At 62.2% G+C, this 17,465-nt stretch carries 16 protein-coding genes and 1 pseudogene; 2 read left to right on the top strand and 15 right to left on the bottom strand.

Going from position 1 to position 17,465, the window contains the following annotated elements; all coding sequences use genetic code 11:
* Positions 1 to 77: 77 nt before the first annotated feature.
* From PPTH39_RS00085 to PPTH39_RS00060, 6 genes are read right to left on the bottom strand one after another with little or no spacing between them, the layout of a single operon-like run.
* The gene (locus PPTH39_RS00085; RefSeq protein ID WP_130871345.1) at positions 78 to 1,247 is read right to left on the bottom strand and encodes an acyl-CoA dehydrogenase family protein; all 1,170 of its coding nucleotides are present in this window, start codon (positions 1,245 to 1,247) and stop codon (positions 78 to 80) included.
* Entirely contained in the window at positions 1,248 to 2,426 is a 1,179-nt protein-coding gene (locus PPTH39_RS00080) for a lipid-transfer protein (protein ID WP_130871344.1), read from the bottom strand.
* A 17-nt stretch (positions 2,427 to 2,443) separates the two neighbouring features.
* Positions 2,444 to 2,863 (bottom strand): MaoC family dehydratase, encoded by a 420-nt coding sequence (locus PPTH39_RS00075; protein WP_095018444.1) that lies wholly within the window; start codon positions 2,861 to 2,863, stop codon positions 2,444 to 2,446.
* The gene (locus tag PPTH39_RS00070; RefSeq protein ID WP_095018443.1) at positions 2,835 to 3,968 is read right to left on the bottom strand and encodes an acyl-CoA dehydrogenase family protein; all 1,134 of its coding nucleotides are present in this window, start codon (positions 3,966 to 3,968) and stop codon (positions 2,835 to 2,837) included. The genes PPTH39_RS00075 and PPTH39_RS00070 overlap by 29 nt, the downstream gene beginning before the upstream one ends.
* A 10-nt stretch (positions 3,969 to 3,978) precedes the next feature.
* Complete coding sequence (locus tag PPTH39_RS00065) at positions 3,979 to 4,956, bottom strand: bifunctional MaoC family dehydratase N-terminal/OB-fold nucleic acid binding domain-containing protein (protein ID WP_095021156.1); 978 nt, start codon at positions 4,954 to 4,956, stop codon at positions 3,979 to 3,981.
* A 53-nt stretch (positions 4,957 to 5,009) separates the two neighbouring features.
* The gene (locus tag PPTH39_RS00060) at positions 5,010 to 5,783 is read right to left on the bottom strand and encodes an SDR family oxidoreductase (RefSeq protein WP_095025937.1); all 774 of its coding nucleotides are present in this window, start codon (positions 5,781 to 5,783) and stop codon (positions 5,010 to 5,012) included.
* Positions 5,784 to 5,926: 143 nt separating this feature from the next.
* On the opposite strand from PPTH39_RS00060, the gene PPTH39_RS00055 reads away from it, so the two are divergent.
* Positions 5,927 to 6,712, top strand: coding sequence for an enoyl-CoA hydratase (locus PPTH39_RS00055; RefSeq protein WP_169917220.1), 786 nt, complete (start codon positions 5,927 to 5,929; stop codon positions 6,710 to 6,712).
* A 59-nt stretch (positions 6,713 to 6,771) separates the two neighbouring features.
* Here the strand turns inward: PPTH39_RS00055 and PPTH39_RS00050 are convergent, their stop codons facing one another.
* Together PPTH39_RS00050 and PPTH39_RS00045 are read right to left on the bottom strand one after the other, a co-directional pair.
* Entirely contained in the window at positions 6,772 to 8,199 is a 1,428-nt protein-coding gene (locus PPTH39_RS00050; RefSeq protein ID WP_130871343.1) for an FAD/NAD(P)-binding protein, read from the bottom strand.
* A 74-nt stretch (positions 8,200 to 8,273) separates the two neighbouring features.
* On the bottom strand, positions 8,274 to 9,674 hold the full coding sequence (locus PPTH39_RS00045) for an LLM class flavin-dependent oxidoreductase (protein ID WP_095018438.1): 1,401 nt from the start codon (positions 9,672 to 9,674) through the stop codon (positions 8,274 to 8,276).
* A gap of 261 nt (positions 9,675 to 9,935) precedes the next feature.
* Between PPTH39_RS00045 and PPTH39_RS00040 the strand changes: the two genes are divergently transcribed.
* Complete coding sequence (locus PPTH39_RS00040) at positions 9,936 to 11,162, top strand: acyl-CoA dehydrogenase family protein (protein ID WP_130871342.1); 1,227 nt, start codon at positions 9,936 to 9,938, stop codon at positions 11,160 to 11,162.
* A 94-nt stretch (positions 11,163 to 11,256) separates the two neighbouring features.
* On the opposite strand, the gene PPTH39_RS00035 is transcribed toward PPTH39_RS00040, so the two are convergent.
* The 7 genes and pseudogenes from PPTH39_RS00035 to PPTH39_RS00005 all read right to left on the bottom strand — a co-directional run.
* The gene (locus PPTH39_RS00035; RefSeq protein WP_130871341.1) at positions 11,257 to 12,234 is read right to left on the bottom strand and encodes an ABC transporter permease; all 978 of its coding nucleotides are present in this window, start codon (positions 12,232 to 12,234) and stop codon (positions 11,257 to 11,259) included.
* Positions 12,231 to 13,226, bottom strand: a complete 996-nt coding sequence (locus tag PPTH39_RS00030) for an ABC transporter permease (protein ID WP_095026157.1) — start codon at positions 13,224 to 13,226, stop codon at positions 12,231 to 12,233. The genes PPTH39_RS00035 and PPTH39_RS00030 overlap by 4 nt, the downstream gene beginning before the upstream one ends.
* Positions 13,213 to 14,757 (bottom strand): sugar ABC transporter ATP-binding protein, encoded by a 1,545-nt coding sequence (locus PPTH39_RS00025; protein WP_095026156.1) that lies wholly within the window; start codon positions 14,755 to 14,757, stop codon positions 13,213 to 13,215. The genes PPTH39_RS00030 and PPTH39_RS00025 overlap by 14 nt, the downstream gene beginning before the upstream one ends.
* A complete protein-coding gene (locus tag PPTH39_RS00020; protein WP_232527610.1) occupies positions 14,754 to 15,701 on the bottom strand; it encodes a sugar ABC transporter substrate-binding protein in 948 nt (315 codons plus the stop codon). The genes PPTH39_RS00025 and PPTH39_RS00020 overlap by 4 nt, the downstream gene beginning before the upstream one ends.
* 249 nt (positions 15,702 to 15,950) lie before the next feature.
* The gene (gene catA / locus PPTH39_RS00015; protein ID WP_130871339.1) at positions 15,951 to 16,877 is read right to left on the bottom strand and encodes a catechol 1,2-dioxygenase; all 927 of its coding nucleotides are present in this window, start codon (positions 16,875 to 16,877) and stop codon (positions 15,951 to 15,953) included.
* Positions 16,878 to 16,919: 42 nt separating this feature from the next.
* Positions 16,920 to 17,210: a muconolactone Delta-isomerase gene (gene catC / locus PPTH39_RS00010; RefSeq protein ID WP_095018432.1), complete on the bottom strand. Its 291-nt coding sequence runs from the start codon at positions 17,208 to 17,210 to the stop codon at positions 16,920 to 16,922.
* Positions 17,211 to 17,337: 127 nt separating this feature from the next.
* Positions 17,338 to 17,465, bottom strand: a pseudogene (locus PPTH39_RS00005) (muconate cycloisomerase); the annotation flags it as partial.

The following is a 17,465-nucleotide window of genomic DNA, read 5'->3' as shown; positions in this document are numbered from 1 at the left end:
GCCCCGGTGATCTGCAGGGCCTGCGCCCCTTGTCGCAGCCTCGTACCTCGCCAGCGGCTACAGGTTTTCGGCATTGTTTAACGCTGGGTACGCGGCATGCCCAAACCGAACTGGGCGATCAGCTCGCGCTGGATTTCATTGGTGCCACCGCCAAAGGTCAGGGTCACTGAAGCACGCACTTCGTACTCCAGTTCGCCGTGCAGCAGCGCCGCCGGTGAACCGCTGCGTATCAAGCCCGCGGCACCGACCATGTTGCTCAGGACTCGCAATATCTCGATCCCCGACTCCGAGCCGTAGACCTTGGTGGTCGACGCCAGCGCCACGTCCATGCGGTCGCGCTCGAGGTCGGCGGCAATGCGCAGGTTGATCAGGCGCATGGCTTCCAGCCGCGCGTAGCACTGCGCCAGTCCCGCACGCACCAAGGCCTTGTCGGTGGCACGCACGCCACGTTCATCGGCTGCATTGGCCCACTTCAAGACCCGGCCAAACAGCCCCACGACCTTGTCCGACCAGGCGCCCAGGCCCAGACGCTCGTGGTTAAGTTGTGCCGTGATGAGTTTCCAGCCGCCATTCAACTCGCCCACCAGCATGTCGGTGGGCACCCGCACGTTGTCGTAGTAGGTGGCCGCCGTCGGGATGCTGGTGGTCGGGATCACCGTGCTGGCAAAGCCCGGCGCGCGGGTGTCGAGAATCAGGATCGACACGCCTTTGTGCCGCGGCCGCTCGGCATCGGTGCGCGCCGCCAGCCAGATGTAGTCAGCCGACTCCGCACCCGAGGTCCAGAGCTTGTTGCCGTTGACCACGAACGCGTCGCCTTCGAGGCGCGCCGTGGTTTTCAGCGCAGCCAGATCGCTGCCTGCATCCGGCTCGGAGTAGCCGATGGCGAAGATGATTTCCCCTGCCGCGATACCCGGCAAAAACCGCGCCTTTTGCTGCTCGGTACCGTGGGCCATCAACGCCGGCCCCACGGTGCTGATGGTTACGAACGGCAACGGCGCACCGGCGATATTGGCCTCTTCAAAGAAAATAAACTGCTCGGTAGGGCCATAGCCCTGGCCGCCGTGTTCCTTGGGCCAACCCACCGCCAGCCAGCCGTCACGGCCCATCTGGCGGATGGTGTCGCGGTACAGCTGGCCGCCCTCTTTGCCGCGCAATTGCTCACGCAACTGCGGGGTCATCAGGTTCTGGAAGTAGTCCCGCACCTTCAAACGCAGGGCATGTTGTTCTGGCGTCAGGTCGACGAACATTCAGGCTGCTCCCAGAATCAGGCCGCTGGTTGGCACACCGGTGCCGGCCGTCACCAATACGTTCTCGACATTGTCGACCTGGTTGACCGAGCTGCCGCGAACCTGCCGCACCGCTTCGGCCACGCCGTTCATGCCGTGGATATAAGCCTCGCCCAGTTGCCCACCATGGGTATTGATAGGGAATTTGCCGCCACGGGCATGGTGCCCGGCGCGAATAAACTCCTTGGCCTCGCCGCGTTCGCACAGGCCGAATTCTTCCAGTTGCGGCAGTACAAACGGGGTGAAGTGGTCATAAATGATCGCCGTTTGCAGCGCCTCGGGGCCAAGTCCCGACTGGCGATACAGCTCTTTGGCGACAACGCCCATTTCCGGCAGTCCGGTGATGTCGTCGCGGTAGAACGAGGTCATGATCTGCTGGCCCGAGGTAATGCCCTGGGAACCGGCCTTGATCATCACCGGCTTCTGGCGCAAGTCCCTGGCACGTTCGGCCGAGGTGATCACCATCGCCACGGCACCGTCGGATTCCTGGCAGCAATCGAGCAGGTGCAGCGGCTCGCAGATCCAGCGCGAAGCCTGGTGTTCTTCCAGGGTGATCGGCTTGCCGTAGAAAAACGCCTGGGGGTTGGTGGCGGCAAAATCCCGTACGGCTACCGCTACGCGGCCAAAGTCTTCGGAGGTGGCCCCGTAGGTATGCATGTAACGCTGGGCAAACATCCCGACCCAGGATGCTGGCGTGTGCAGGCCGTGGGGCATATACCAGCCGTAGTTGACGTTCTCGAACGTCGGGGTCGAGGCAAAGCCGTAGCTGCCGCTGCCGAAGCGATACCACGAGCGCTCGTTCATGGCACGGTACACCACCACCACTTTGGCCACACCGGTGGCCACGGCCATGGCTGCGTGCATGATCGGCCCGCAGGCAGCACCGCCGCCGTGGGGCACCTGGGAGAAGAACTTGACGTCCTTGCACCCCAGTAACCGGGCGATTTCATATTCCGGCACTTTATCCACCGAGTACGAGCTGAAGCCCTCGACCTCGGAAGGTTCAATACCGGCGTCTTTCAACGCAGCCAGAGTGGCCTCCAGCGCCAGACGCAGTTCGGTGCGCCCGGAGTTTTTCGAAAATTCGGTCGCGCCCAGGCCAACAATAGCCGCGCTGCCGGAAAGTGACGATTGCGTCATGAGTACTGTCTCCGCGATCAGGGCAGAACCAGCGCGACCGTACCGGTCACGTGGTTACCCATGGAATTTTTGCCGCTGAGGGTGATTTCCACCGTGCGGGTAGTGGCATCCTGACGGGTGACCGCGCCATTGAAGGTCATGCTGTCGCCGGGATAATTCGGCGCGCCAAGCTTGATCTTCAGCGAGGCAAAACGCGCCTCGGGGCCGGCCCAGTCTTCGATATAGCGTTGCACCAGGCCGTTGGTGGTGAGGATATTCATGAAGATATGTGGCGAGCCCAACTCCCGCGCCGCCTCTACATCATGATGGCCGGGGAAGTAGTCGCGGGTGGCGATGGCACCACCGGCGATCAGGCCCACGGTGATCGGGATCGCCAGTTCCGGCAGGGTTTCGCCGGGGCGCACATCGTCAAAGCGCTTGGTGTTCTGCAAGGTCATATTTCCATCCCAGCTTGTCGTTATGGCTCAGCCAGTCGCCGAGGCGTTCAAGGCATGCTGCCGATCCACCCAGGGCACAACCCAGGGCGCGGCTCCAGTAGAGGAAGCGGTGTATCGGGTAGGTCAGGTCGACACCTATGCCGCCATGTACGTGCTGGGCGTTGTGCCCAATCAGATGCCCCGCTTCACAGGCTTGCCAGGCTGTGGCCAGTGCTTCGCTGGGCGCCGGCAAACCGGCGTCCAGGCGGTAGCACAACTGCCACAGGGTGCTGCGCAGCGCTTCGAGGGCGATATGGGCGTTGGCCATGCTCATTTGCACCGCCTGAAAACTGCCAATGCTGCGTTCGAACTGGCGCCGCTCGGTGACGTATTCCACGGTGCGGCGGATCTGCTCGGCACTGACGCCCAGCTGCAGCGCCGCCAGTGCCGCGATGCTGCGCGGCTCCAGCCAGTCCAGCGCGGCTGGCGGGAGCAGGCACTCGGCGCGGATCAGCAGCCCGTCGATATGTACATCGGCAATGGCCTCACCATGGGTCATGCGCCCGGGCACGTGAGTGATCGCCTTGTCGCCCAGCTCGACCAGCGCCAACCGCGGCTGCCCGTCAACACTGACCAGCAGCAACGCCGCCTGCGATTGCTCGGCCAGCGCCAGAGCGCCCACCCGGCCTTTGACACGCCAGCCACCGTCAGTCTCTACCCCGTGCAATTGAATGCCATGGGCGTTGAACAGGCCGCTCAAATCCAGGGTCAGCAATGCCCTGCCCGCGGCGGCCTCCTCAGCCCACGCCTGCAATGACGGATCGGCAAACTGCGCGACAGTGGCAGCCGCCAGTTGATGGCGCCACAGCGGCACCTGCCCCAACGCACGGCCCTGAGCCTGTAACACCAGCATCAATTCGGTCATGCCCAGGCCGCTGCCACCCTGTGCTTCAGGGATGGCCAGGGCTTGCAGGCCGGTTTCCACGCACAGTTCCCACAGCGGCTGCATATAGGCCTGCTCACTGGTATCGAACTGGCGCAGGCGGTCATCGGTGCAATAGTCGGCAAACACGCTGCCGGCCATTTCGGCGATGGCGCCCTGGTCTTCGCTAATGTCGAAATCCATGCTGGCTCCCTTACTCGACCACAGGTCGGAATAGCGGCAAGGTCAACTCGCCATCGAAGGTCTGGAACTCAAGCTGCAAGGGCTGGCCAATACGCAGGTCCTCGCGCTTGGCGCCCGCGAGCCCCGCCACCAGACGCACGCCCTCCTCCAGCTCGATCAGGCCGATCGGGTTGGGATGGTCGAACGGGGCAACTTCGGGGTAATGCATGATCACAAACGAATACAGGCTGGCGCGGCCGCTGGCCTGCACACTGTCCCAATCAAACGAGTGGCATTCGATGCACACCGGCGCCGGCGGATGACGCAAGGTCTGGCACTGGGTGCAGCGCTGGATCAGCAGCTTGCCGGCGTCACAGCCTTCCCAGAAAAACCGCGTGTCATCGCTCATGCCCGGCTTCGGCCGTTTGACCACCGCAGCCGCTTCGGCCTTGGCCGGAGCGGCCTCGACCGCATGGTTGTTGGCCGGGCGAAACTTGAATACGCGAAACAGCAACTGGCCAACGGCCTCGTCGCCACTTTTGTGTTCAACGAAGTAGTCCATCACCAGGGTGACAAAGAAGCCGGTGCCCAGACCGGTGGTTTTTTCGTCGCCCACCGAGTCAAGCCGCGTGGTGTAGTAGAGCTTTTCACCCGGACGCAGGTTGCGCTCGAAGGTCAGTTCGGAGTTGACCGCGACCACCGACGGATAACCGTAGGACTCAATCAGCTTGAGCACTTCATAGGGGTTTTCGGTGGTCGAGCCGGGCGCATAGTTGTTTATGTGAAAACCTTCCATGCACCACACCTGCAACATCGCAGGCGGCGCCACCAGCCCGTCCTGGGCGCTGTTGGCGGCAAAGGCCGGGTCGGTGTAAAGCGGGTTGTCGACGCCCATGATCTCGCACCACTGGCGGATCATCGGGGCGTTGACTTCGTCCCAGGCGTAGACGCGACCATATTCACGCCCCACCAGGGCGCGCACGTCGGTTAGCAATTGAGAATCAGCCAAGTTCGTCTCCTGCGTGTCAAGTGCAGCAACCGGGTGGTCGCCGCTGAAGGTCGTCAGTGCGCAGCGCTCAAAAAAGCCGGGCGTTCGCCGCCGCCGTGCAACAACAGGTTGCAGCCGCTGGCATAGCCGGCCAGGGGTGATGCGATAAACAGGCAGGCGTTGCCGATGTCTTCGGGCAGCGCCATGCGCCCGGCCGGGATCCCGGCGCTGACCGCTGCGATGCCTTGTTCGTTGCCAAAATGCAGGTGAGCCTGCTCGGTGCGTACCAGCCCCGGACTGACCGCCACTACCCGCACCCTGGGTGCCCACTCCACGGCCAACGACTGCACCAAAGCCAGCACCCCGGCCTTCGCCGCGCCATACGCGGCGGTGCCCGGCGATGCGCGCAAGGCACTGATACTGCCGATAAACACGATGCAACCACCCTCGTCCTGTTGCTGCATCAGGGCATTGGCCTGCTGGGCAACGTTCAGCGGGGCGATCAGGTTGAGACGGATAATGCTTTCGTGAAAACGCGGCGAGACGCTGGCCGCATCGGCCGGCGGGCTGCCGCCGGCATTGTTGATGAGCACATCGAGGCGGCCGAAATCGGCGCGAATGCCTTCGAACAGTGCCTGGAGCGAGTCCGGGTCGCGCACATCGCAGGCCATGAACACCGCCTGTGCCGACCCCGCCCGGGGCAACACCTCGGGGGTTGTCCTGCCACACACGATCACCCGTGCCCCGGCTTGCAGAAAGCTGCGGGCGATTCCGGCGCCGATGCCTTTGGTGCCGCCGGTGACCAGCACCACCTTGGCGCTGTAATCCAGCCCTGAGAGTTGACCCATGACATGCTCCTTTTCTACTGATGGAGCCACTCTAGGGGCAATCCGGGGGCTGCTCGTCGTCTGAACGGACGATGAATCACGACCGGGTGAACGCAACAATCCAGCGCATGCTGTGGTGACAGCCCCCGTCAATGAGGAACCCCATGACAGATCCATCTGCCGCGCCGGTACTACTTGAATTCCCGAGCCCGGGCGTGGCCCTGCTGCGTCTGAACCGCCCCCAGGCCACCAACGCCCTGAGCCTTGAGCTGCAAGCGCTGCTGTCGCGTCACTTCACCGAGCTGGCCGAGAACCCGAACGTGCGCTGCATCCTGTTGACCGGTGGCGACAAAGTGTTTGCCGCCGGTGGCGATATCAACAGCATGGCCGGAGTCGGCCCGATCGATATTTACCAGCGTCATACCGAACGGCTGTGGGCACCCATCCAGCATTGCCCCAAGCCGGTGATTGCGGCGGTGTGCGGCTATGCCTATGGCGGTGGCTGCGAACTGGCGATGCTGGCGGACATCATCGTGGCCGGGCGCAGCGCCAAATTTTGCCAGCCGGAAATTCGCATCGGCATCATGCCGGGTATCGGCGGCACTCAACGGCTGGTGCGGGCGGTCGGCAAGGCCAAGGCGATGCGCATGGCCCTCACCGGGCAGCCGATTACCGCTGAAGAGGCCTGGATTTCGGGACTGGTGAGCAACGTTGTGGACGATGCCGAGGTCCAGGCCTATGCCCTGGAGATGGCGCAGCTGATCGCCGCCATGCCGCCGCTGGCAGCAGAACAGATCAAAGAAGTGATTTTGGCCGGGGTTGACGGGCCACTGGAAACGGGCCTGGCGCTGGAGCGCAAAGCCAATGCACTGCTGTTTGCCTCCAGAGATCAAAAAGAAGGCATGCAGGCGTTTATCGAAAAACGGGCGGCTCGCTTTGAGGGCAATTAAGTCATTTCAAACAAAAGCCCCCCCAACCCCCTGACTGCGGGAGAGGGTCGGGGGGGGTATTACAGCGACGCCAATCGCTCAGCCAATGCCTTGGCCTGCAAGGCAACATCGGTTACCGCGGTACTTTCCCACCACATGCCGCGCAATGGCGGGCCCATCGCAAACAACCGCTGTGCGGGCTCGGCCTGCGCATTCAAAACCGCCCCGCCCGCATCGGCGGCAATGCCCAGCCCCAGATTGCCGGGCCGTATCAACCCGCGCTGCAACAGCTGGCGTGGCAAGGGTTTATCCACCCGGCGCCAGTCGTACTCGATGCCGGTGGAGTTGATCAGGCCATCACCCTCAATCCATACCGCTTCGGATTGCCCGCGATAACGCAGCCGGATCCGTGGCCCTGAGCTATCAACCCCTTGCAGCGACGCCGCATGGATGGTCAGCCGCCCTTCCTCGAGCAGACGCTGCAACAAGGCATCACCCTGAGGCGGCGAACGGTGATGATGGCTCTCCCACCAGGGCCGCACATGGCGTACAAACTGACGGCGCTGGGTATCATCGGCCTGACTCCAGAGCCTGGCGATATGCACGCGCACGGTGTCCAGCGGTGCCTGCCAGTCGATCCCGAGGGACTGGGCCAGGGCACATTGGCGGCGCAGTTCACGCAGCAGCTGCAAAGGACTGCGAAGGTCCGGGGCCTGGCTGAGAAAATCTTCCCATACCGGCGGCTGGCGTCGCACATGGGGCAACAGGCCATGCCGGGAAAAAACCTCGATCGGCCCTCGGTGTCCCGCCTGGTTCAGGGACTCAAGGGCATCCACCATGGTCAGCCCCGAGCCGATAATCAGTACCCGGGCATCCACCGGCAGCGCACGCAAAGCCTGGACATCCCAAGGGTCCAGCGCTGCCGCGTTGAGGCCACTGGACTGGCGCTGCGCCGTGCGGGCCGCCGGGAACATGCCGGTGGCCAGGACCGCAACACCGGCCTGCCACTGGCTACCGTCCTTGAGTGTGGCGATAACACCCTGCCCCGGGGTTTGCAGATCGATCACTTCATCACGCACATGGCTCAGGCTTGAGCCCTGCGCTGCGCCGATGGCCTGTGCTTCGGCCAGACGCTGGCGGGCATACACACCAAACAGCCCTCGCGGCGGGAACAGCTCGGCAACCGGCACCTGCTGCACCCCGGACTCGGGCCAGCCACCCCCGGCGATATGAGCCTGCAGCCAGCGGGTCAGGTCGTCGGCATCATCCGGTTCGACGCTCATGCGCGCGGCATTGCCGTTAAGGGTATGGCCCAGCTCGGTGGCGCTGTAGGCCTCGCCCCGGCCCAGTTCGGCCCGGGGTTCCAGCACCACGATATGCCGGGCACCCGGCAAGCGCAGCAGTTGCATGGCCAGCAAGGTACCGCTCAGGCCACCGCCAACAATCAGAATATCGGCCGTGCGGATGGCAGGGGTTGCCTGTCCGCTTGGCACATCACTTGAGGTCATTCACTCGTTCCTGGATTTATTGAGCGCTGAACGCAGAGTCAGTCACTGACCCTGCCTGTGTCCAGCCCCTGGTTTCAAGCAGGCTCTGTTGCGCGGCTGCGGTTGAGTTCGCCCAGGTTGCGGTAGCCCGCCCCCGGATGCCCGTGTGCCAGACGCGGACCTTCGCCAAACAGCTTCTCGCGCAGGGTGCCCGGCGCGTAGTCCTTCTTGTACACGCCGCGCTTTTGCAGTTCCGGCACCAACAGCTCGACGGCATCGATAAAGGTCTCGTGGGTGATGGCGTAAGCCAGGTTGAAACCGTCCACATCGGTCTCGGCCACCCATTCTTCGAGCAGGTCAGCCACGGTTTCCGGGCTGCCGACAAACAGCGGGCCAAAGCCGCCGATGCCCACCCAGTCGGCCAGGGCATTGGGGGTCCAGACAGTGTTGGGGTCCGCCGTGGAAAAGGTCTCGACCGCCGACTGAATGGCATTGGTGTGCACATGTTTGAGCGGCTCGTCAGGCTTGAACTGACTGAAATCAATGCCGGTCCAGCCGCTGATCAGGGCCATTGCGCCTTCGTAGCTGACGTAGCTTTTGTATTCTTCGAACTTGGCCTTGGCCAGGGCATCGGTCTCGCCGAGGATCACTGTCTGCAGATTGAAAATCAGGATTTTGGCAGGGTCTCGCCCGGCTTCGGCCGCACGGCGGCGGATATCGGCGACGGTTTTTTTCAACAGCACCTTGGACGGCGCCGCGACAAACACGCACTCGGCCTGTTCAGCGGCAAACTGCTTGCCCCGGCCGGACGCCCCTGCCTGATAGAGCACCGGAGTGCGCTGCGGCGAGGGTTCACAGAGGTGAATGCCCGGCACCTGGAAATGTTTGCCGTAGTGGTGGATTTCATGAATTTTGCCCGGGTCGCTGAACACCCGTCGCTCGCGGTCGCGCAGGATGGCGCCCTCTTCCCAGCTGCCTTCCCAGAGTTTGTAGCAAACTTCCAGATATTCCTGGGCATAGTCATAGCGCGCATCGTGCTCGGTCAGCGCTTGCTGCCCGATGTTCCTGGCGCCGCTTTCCAGATACGAAGTGACAATATTCCACCCTGCACGGCCTTTGGTCAGATGGTCAAGGGTCGACAGCCGACGGGCGAACGGATACGGATGCTCAAACGACAATGAGGCGGTCAGGCCAAACCCCAGGTGCTCGGTCACCAGCGCCATCGGCGGGATCAGTTGCAGCGGGTCATTGACCGGCACCTGCACGCCCTGGCGGATCGCCGCATCGCCATTGCCGCGATACACGTCATAGATTCCCAGCACATCGGCGATAAACAGTCCGTCGAACTTGCCACGCTCAAGGATCCTGGCCAGGTCTGTCCAGTATTCAAGGTCCTTGTACTGCCACGAGCGATCACGGGGGTGGGCCCACAAGCCCGGGGATTGATGACCGACACAGTTCATATCGAAGGCATTGAGACGGATTTCACGGGACATTCAATTACTCCACGGCAAGGCTTTTGAAAGCGCTATTGCACAGGCCGTGCCGGACATGCCCCTGCCTTGCGAGTACGAGCCTGCTTGCCCGCGCAAGGATTCTTGGTGCTCATTGCTGTGCGATTTGCGTACAACCTGATTGTTAACTGTTGCTCAGCAGTCAGTTGCCAAGGCCTGACTCCCGGTTTTGCGGGCTCGTCGCCTGCGGCACAAACCCTGCAACCCCCCACGACAGGAACCTTCCATTTCAGGAGAACTGCCATGACCGCATCACCTCTGTCCGTGGGCACCGACTACGAGACCCTGGCGAATCGTTTTCGCCCGTTGTTTCGCAAAATCGCCGCCGGCACGCTTGAACGCGAACAGGCCCGCGAGTTGCCCCATGAACCTATCCGCTGGCTCAAGCAGGCAGGTTTTGGTGCAGTGCGGGTGCCGGTTGAATACGGCGGCTCCGGAGCGTCCATCGGCCAATTGTTCCAGTTGCTGATCGAGCTGGCCGAGGCCGACTCCAATATCCCGCAAGCCCTGCGCGGCCATTTTGCCTTTGTCGAAGACCGTCTCAACGCTTCGCCAAGCCCGGAACGCGGGGCATGGTTCGCACGTTTTGTGGCGGGCGAGCTGGTGGGCAATGGCTGGACTGAAGTGGGCGCGGTAAAACTGGGGGAAATCCTCACCAGGATCACCCCCCACGGCGACAAGTACCTCCTCAACGGCGCCAAGTACTACAGTACCGGCAGCCTCTTTGCCGACTGGATAGATGTCTATGCCCAGCGTTCGGACAACGGCGCCGATGTGATTGCCCTGGTGCATGCCCATCACCCCGGCGTCACCCAGAGCGATGACTGGGACGGCTTTGGCCAGCGCACCACGGGCAGCGGCACCTCGGTGTATGTTGACGTGCCGCTGAGCGCCGAACACGTAATCCCCTTCGAAACACGTTTCAAATACCAGACCGCTTTTTACCAACTGGTGCTGCTGGCCGTACTCGCGGGTATTGGTCGTGCGGTGGAGCGCGATATTGCGCAAGAAGTGCGTGAACGCAAGCGGGTGTTCAGCCACGGCAATGCCGAGACCGCCAGTGGCGATGCGCAAATCCTGCAAGTGGTCGGGCAGATATCGGCTCAGGTCTACGCAGCCGAGGCGCTGACCCTACGCTCGGCCGTACCGCTGCAGAGGGCCTATGTCGCACGCCTGGCCGAGGACATTGAGGCCGAGCGCCTGGCCAATATCGACGCCGAAATCGAGACTTCCAAAGCCCAGGTAGTGGTGTCGGAATTGATTCTGCGGGCCACCAGCGATCTGTTCAATGCGCTGGGAGCCTCCGGGGTCAGCGTCAGCAAGGCGCTGGATCGCCACTGGCGCAATGCTCGCACTGCGGCCTCCCACAACCCGTGGATCTACAAGGCGCGGATTGTCGGGGACTGGGCGGTTAACGGTACTGCGCCGCTGTATGTTTGGCAGATCGGCAATAGCCTCAAAGCAGGCTAGACAGCGGTGTGGCCGCGGGCCTCGCGATGCAGACAGCGCGGGGCATTCGCACCAGCACAGGGCTGCCACCGCAGGCAAACCAGCCCCTTCAGGCTTACTGCTGCGCCTGCAATCGCCGACTGCCAAAACTGAACGCCAGCACCAGCAAAATCAGCGCCCCGGTCGCCACCTGTTGCCAATAGAAATTCCAGCCGATCAACAGCAACCCATTGGCAATCACATTGATAAACAACACCCCCAGCAGCGTGCCGGGGATGTTGGCGCGCCCGGTTCGGCTCAAGGTGGTGCCCATAAACACCGCGCCGATGGCATTGATCAAAAACGCATTGCCCGACATCGGTACATAAGCGTTGACCGTGGAACTGAGCACAACCCCGGCCACGGCACAGGCCAGCGCGCTGGCAATAAACACCTTGAGGCTGATCTGACGGATCGACAGGCCCGAATATCGCGCCAGTTGCACCTGAGTGCCAATCGCGAGAATTTCTCGTCCCAACCGCCCTCGGGCCAGAATCACCCCGTATACCGTCGCCACACCCAGCACCAGCCACAAAGGCAAGGGCACACCCAACCATGACATCGCGCTAAGCCCCGGCAACAGGTTCTGCGCGATATAGATCGGCTGCCCACCCTCGGACAGCAACTGCTGAATACTGGTGCCGATAAACAATGTGCCCAGTGTCGCCAGAAATGGCGTGATGCCAAGACCCGCGATCAGCCCCGCATTAAAACCACCCACCAGCGCCCCGGCCAGCAGGGCGCCGGGGATGGCAACGGGCAGGCCATGACCGCCATTTAACAGCACGACAAAGGCCAGGCTGGCGAAATCCACCGCGGTGCCCACCGACAGGTCGATCCCCCCTGCCGCCACAGCCCAGGTCATGCCAATGGCGACAATCGCCAACAGCACGAAGTTGTTCAGCAGCAGGCTGCTCAAATTGCCCAGGGTCAAAAATCCCGGCGCAGCCACAGCGAAAAACACCACGATCACAACGATCAAGAGCGGCAGAATACCGCGCAGCAGGCGGGATATAAGCACCGCGGATACCGGCGTTGCAGCGAGCGTAGTCATTGTCCACCCTCCTCTTTGCGCAAGGCACTGGACATGGCCACCACCAATAGAATCAGCACCCCCTGCACACCGTTGACCCAGAAGCTGGCGATGTTCAGCAGTTGGAAACCGTTAATCAAGAAACCCAGCAGCAACGTTGCCAACAAGGTGCCGGGGATATTCGCCACCAGCCGCCGGGAGAACACCACACCGAGAAAAGCAATGGCCACTACCGACAGCAGCATGTCCCCGGAACCGGTGGTGCTGCCGCTGAAAAATGCCGCCGAACAAAATGCTGCAACCGCTGCACACAGCCCGGCAATCAGGTAGCTGGAAAACACATAGCGGCCTACGCCCAGCCCGGCCGCCCGCGCCGCCTGGGGGTATTCGCCCACCGCATACAGGCGCAAGCCATAAGGGCTGTGCTGAATCAACAAGCCCAGCAGCAAGGCAACCCCCAGCAACACCCAGGCCAGTACGGGTACCCGCAGCCATTCACCAGTGGCCAGGATGTCGAGCAAGGCCGAGTCGGTGGGCAGCACGCTGTTTTGGGTCAGCACCAGCTCCAGCCCGGCAATCAGGTTCATGCTCGCCAGGGTGGCGAGCAGCGGCGGCAGACGCAGCACCACTACGGTAAAACCGTTCAGGGCACCCACCGCCAGCCCGCAGAGCAAGGTCAGGCCAATTGCTTGCGCGGCGTTCAGCCCCGCATTGTTCAGGCTGCTGTAGACCGCTGCACAGAGGCCCAGATTGGCCGCCAGCGACAGGTCAAGGCCACCCGAAACCACATTGGAACCACCACCAATCACCACACAGGTAAGGCCGAAGGCGAGAATGCCGAGGATCGCCGACTGGGCAAACACGTTGGCGATATTGCCCGGGCTGAGGAAGTTTGGCGCACTCACGGCGAACACCGCCAGGATCAGCAAAAGCGCCAGCAGTGAGCCGCGCCTCAGAAGTAGCAAGCCAAGCCGTCGGGACAGCGGTTGGACGAGGATTTCAGACGAAGGCATGTGCAGGCTCCCGCTCGCATTCAAGGGCCACAGTGGCTAATTCCCGCGCCCCCGTGGCACAGGCCAGCAAACGATCGCTGTCGACCTCACGGGCATCGAATTCACCGGCCAGCGCACCACGGTGCATCACCAGAATCCGGTCACTAATGCCAATCAGCTCCGGTAAATCAGAAGACAGCACCAGCACCGCCGCACCTTGCTTGGCCAAGCGGCCGATCAGGCGATAGATCTCGACCTTGGCGCCGATATCGATGCCGACACTGGGTTCGTCGAGCAGATACACCGCACAGCCCTTCCCTAGCCATTTACCCAGCGCGACTTTTTGCTGATTGCCGCCACTCAACTGCGAGACCCTGGCGTCATGTCCGGCGGTCTTGATCCCCAGTTCGGCAATCAGCCGATCGCTTTCCCGAACCTGTGCCGCAGAACTCAACAGCCCCCAGCGACTAAAGCGCGACAACCCGGCCAGGGTCAGGTTTTCCATGACCGAAAGCAGTGGTGCAACCCCGTGGCTGCGGCGTTCTTCGGGCACCAGCGCGATACCTTTGCGCACCGCATCGCGGGGCGACTTGAGGCGCGTAAGGCGTCCCTGCAAATGCACGCTGCCCTGCTCGGGCTGCACCAGACCAAACAAAGTCTTGAGCAGTTCCTTGGCACCAGAACCCACCAGCCCGGTCAGCCCCAACACTTCACCTTTGCGCAGGCTCAAGTGGATATCGCGATACGCCAGACCAGCACTGAGCCCCTTCAGTTCGAGCACCACCTCACCCGGCGTTACCACGGCCTTGGGGTACATCTCGCCGACCTCGCGATTGACCATCAACCGGGCAATCTGCGCGGTTGAAGTGCTGCGTGGATCGACCACGGCCACGGCACGACCATTGCGCAACACGGTGACCCGGTCGCACAGGCTTTGGATTTCTTGCAGATAATGGGAGATATACACAATCGTCAGACCCTGATCGCGCAGACGGCGGATAATGGCCAGCAACTGGTCAACCTCGCGCTTGACCAGTGACACGCTGGGCTCGTCGAACACCAGGACTTTCGGCTTGGCCAGCAAGGCCCGGGTAATTTGCAGAATCTGTCGCCGGGCGCTGTCCAGCTCGCTGACCAGCGCCCCGGCGGGGAACTCCAGGTCGAAATACTCACGCAACAACCGTGCGGCCTCGCGGTCCTGGGCACGCCGGCGGATAAAAGGCCCGCACCGGAGTTCGCGGCCGAAGAACAGCGCTTCACCTACGGTAAAACTGGCGGGCAACAAGCGTTCCTGGTGAATGAAATGCACGCCCAGCGCCTCAATCTGCCGCGGGCTCAACGCCGCAAAAGACTGCCCGTCCACTGCCAGGGTACCGCTGTCGGCCCGATGGATACCTGCCAGCACTTTGATCAGGGTTGATTTACCGGCGCCGTTTTCACCGACCAACCCGTGAATGGAGCCTTGCTCGACGCGCAGATCAACGCCATCCAGCGCCCGGGTGGCCCCAAAAGACTTGGTGATGCCCTGCAAATGCAGGGCGGGAGACGTCACTGATCGCCTCGCAGCTTTTGCACCTGCTCAAGGTTCGCAGCAGTGGTCAGCAGGGTCGACACCTGGGTTTCCCTGGGCAGGTCATGTTGCCCGGCCAGATAGCGCGCCACGTTTTGCACAGCGGTTTTGCCGATCAAAGCCGGTTGCTGGGCTATCACCGCACCGACCGGCGAGTCGCTGCGTTTGAGCAACTCCAGCACTTCGGGCGTGCCATCGACGCCATAGGTCTTGATCTCCGTACGCCCGGCATCCACCAACGCCTTGCTCGCGCCCAATTGCGGAATATCCCAGGCAGACCAGATCGCGGTTACGCTGCCCTTGGGGTATTTGTTGAGCAGTGCACTGACCTGACTGTAGGCGTCCTGCACGGTATTGGGGATCACATCACGCAGTTCGGGATCAATGATTTTCAGCTCGGGATGATCCTTGAGCGCCAGTTTGAGCTGGTCATAGCGGATCGCACACACCGGCACCCCGTAAAAGCCGTTGAACACCAGAATATTGCCCTTGGCGCCACTGTCGGCTACCAACTGGTCGGCCAGATGCTTGCCGGTGGCGACGTTGTCCGATGTGGTGTTATTGAGGCTGTATTGCGACGGCGCATCAATCGTAAACAGAGGAATGCCGGCCTTGCTGATACGCTTGAGCCAGGGATCGATCACGCTCAGGGTGCCCAGGGTCTGGATCACCGCATCGGGTTTCTGGGTGACCACGGTTTGCAGTTGGGTCACCAGGTTTTTATCGTTGCGCCCGGCATCCAGGGTGATCGGTGTGCCGCCCAGGCGCCTGACTTCGGCAACCTGGGCGTCGAAGGCTTTGACATCAAAGTAGTGACTGGTGCCGGTCATGCTGATGGCAATGCGTTTGCCGGCCAGGGAAGGCACATCGTTGTCGTCGGCATGGGCCAGTGTGCCCAGCCCGACGCTGACCACCGCCAGCGCCATGGCCTGCCAGAAGCGTGTAGGGAAAAAGTGCGGTTTGCGCGAGGTGGCTGCAGGCATGACAGTGTTCCTGAAGGGTATTTCCAGGAGCTTTGCACAGACCATGCCGCAGCCCTTTGAGCCAGTGGCGCCGGCGGGCAGCGCTGTGGCACGGTTCCCAGAGCTGCCTGTTTGCCAACAGTCTGTCGGACCACTGTTGCCGGGCAAACACTTGCAGACCGACGGGTTCTCAGGCCTCGCTGCAGCCTGCTGTCAAACCTGCTGCAAGGCCCGCGGGCGATGGCTGCGCTGTTCGGCAGCAGGCGCAACGGCCTGTTGCAACTGGAAGTCAAACCTCAACTCGGCATAACGCCCGGCAATACCACGGGCACCGTCGTCGCGAAACTGCACTTCACCCACCAGGCCGTCGCGGGTGGCATAGGCAAAGTCGTCCCACAGGTACTTGTCCCCGGACAGGTTGATCTGGGTGGTCAGGTGACGGTGACCGGGAGCCGAGATAAAGAAGTGCACATGGGCCGGACGCTGGCCGTGACGGCCCAGTTGGTCAAGGCATTCCTGGGTCGGCCCCTGCGGGTCGCAGCCATAGCCCGAGGGCACGATGCTGCGGGCACGGTAGCGGCCCTGGGCATCGGTGATGATACGTCGGCGCAGATTGTACTCGGACTGGCTCTGGTCAAAGAACGAGTAGGTACCCTTGGTGTTGGCGTGCCATAGATCAACCGTGGCACCGGCCAGCGGTTGGCCCGAAAGATCGAACACCTGCCCTTCGAGGAACATCACGGTGGCAACACCCTCCTCGCTGCCGTCGTCCATCCGTGCCAACCCTTCGTACACCGGGGCACCGGCCACATACAGCGGGCCTTCGATGGTACGCGGGGTGCCGCCAGTCTGACCGGCCTGCTCGTCCTTGGCGTCCTGCAACAGGTCGATAAAATGCTCGATGCCCAGCCCGGCCACCAGCAGCCCGGCTTCCGAGCGGCCGCCCAGGCGGTTGAGATAGTCCACGGACTTCCAGAATTCATCTTCAGTGATGTCCAGGTCTTCGATGATTCTGGCGCTGTCCTGCAAGATGCGCAGGATGATGCTTTTCAGGCGCGGGTTGCCGTTATCGCTGGAAAAACCTGCGGCTTCCTTGAAGAAGCGCTGGATGACTTCGGTGTGGGAAATTTTCACGGTCATGGGGCTCACCTCATCTTGTTCTTGTGCAAGGGATAGAAAGCGTTAGCGGTCGTCGCTGTGGATCGAGGACGGGTGGCGGCACAGCCCTTCAATCTCGATATCCATGTAGGGAAAGAGCGGCAATTGCAGCAGGGTGTCATGCAGTTCTTCGACACTGACCACGTCGAACACGCTGTAGTTGGCGTAGTGCCCGGCGATGCGCCACAGATGGCGCCAGGTGCCTTCCTGCTGCAGCCGTTGAGCCAGTTGCTTTTCGTCGGCTTTGAGTTTTGCGGCCTTGGTCGGGTCCATGTCCAGGGGCAGATTTACGGTCATTTTTACGTGGAAAAGCATGGGGCTCTCCTTGAAGAAATAGGGGAAGTGGCTGTGGCAGCGGGCTTGCTCGCGATAGCATCAGCGCGGATGCACCGAGTCGTCTGCATCGCGAGCAAGCCCGCTGCCACAGGGGTTTTTCAGAGTGTCAGCGGCTAAAACGGGCCAGGCGCTCTTCGTCCAGCGTCAGGCCCAGGCCTGGAGTGCGCGGGATATGCAGCTCAAAATCACGGTACTGCGGCGCCTCGGTGACGATGTCTTCGGTCAGCAGCAGTG

The organism is Pseudomonas bubulae (genome assembly GCF_900618535.1).
Taxonomy (GTDB): domain Bacteria; phylum Pseudomonadota; class Gammaproteobacteria; order Pseudomonadales; family Pseudomonadaceae; genus Aquipseudomonas; species Aquipseudomonas bubulae.
Note: the sequence above shows the minus strand (reverse complement) of the source record. Positions and strands in the feature narration are given on the sequence as shown.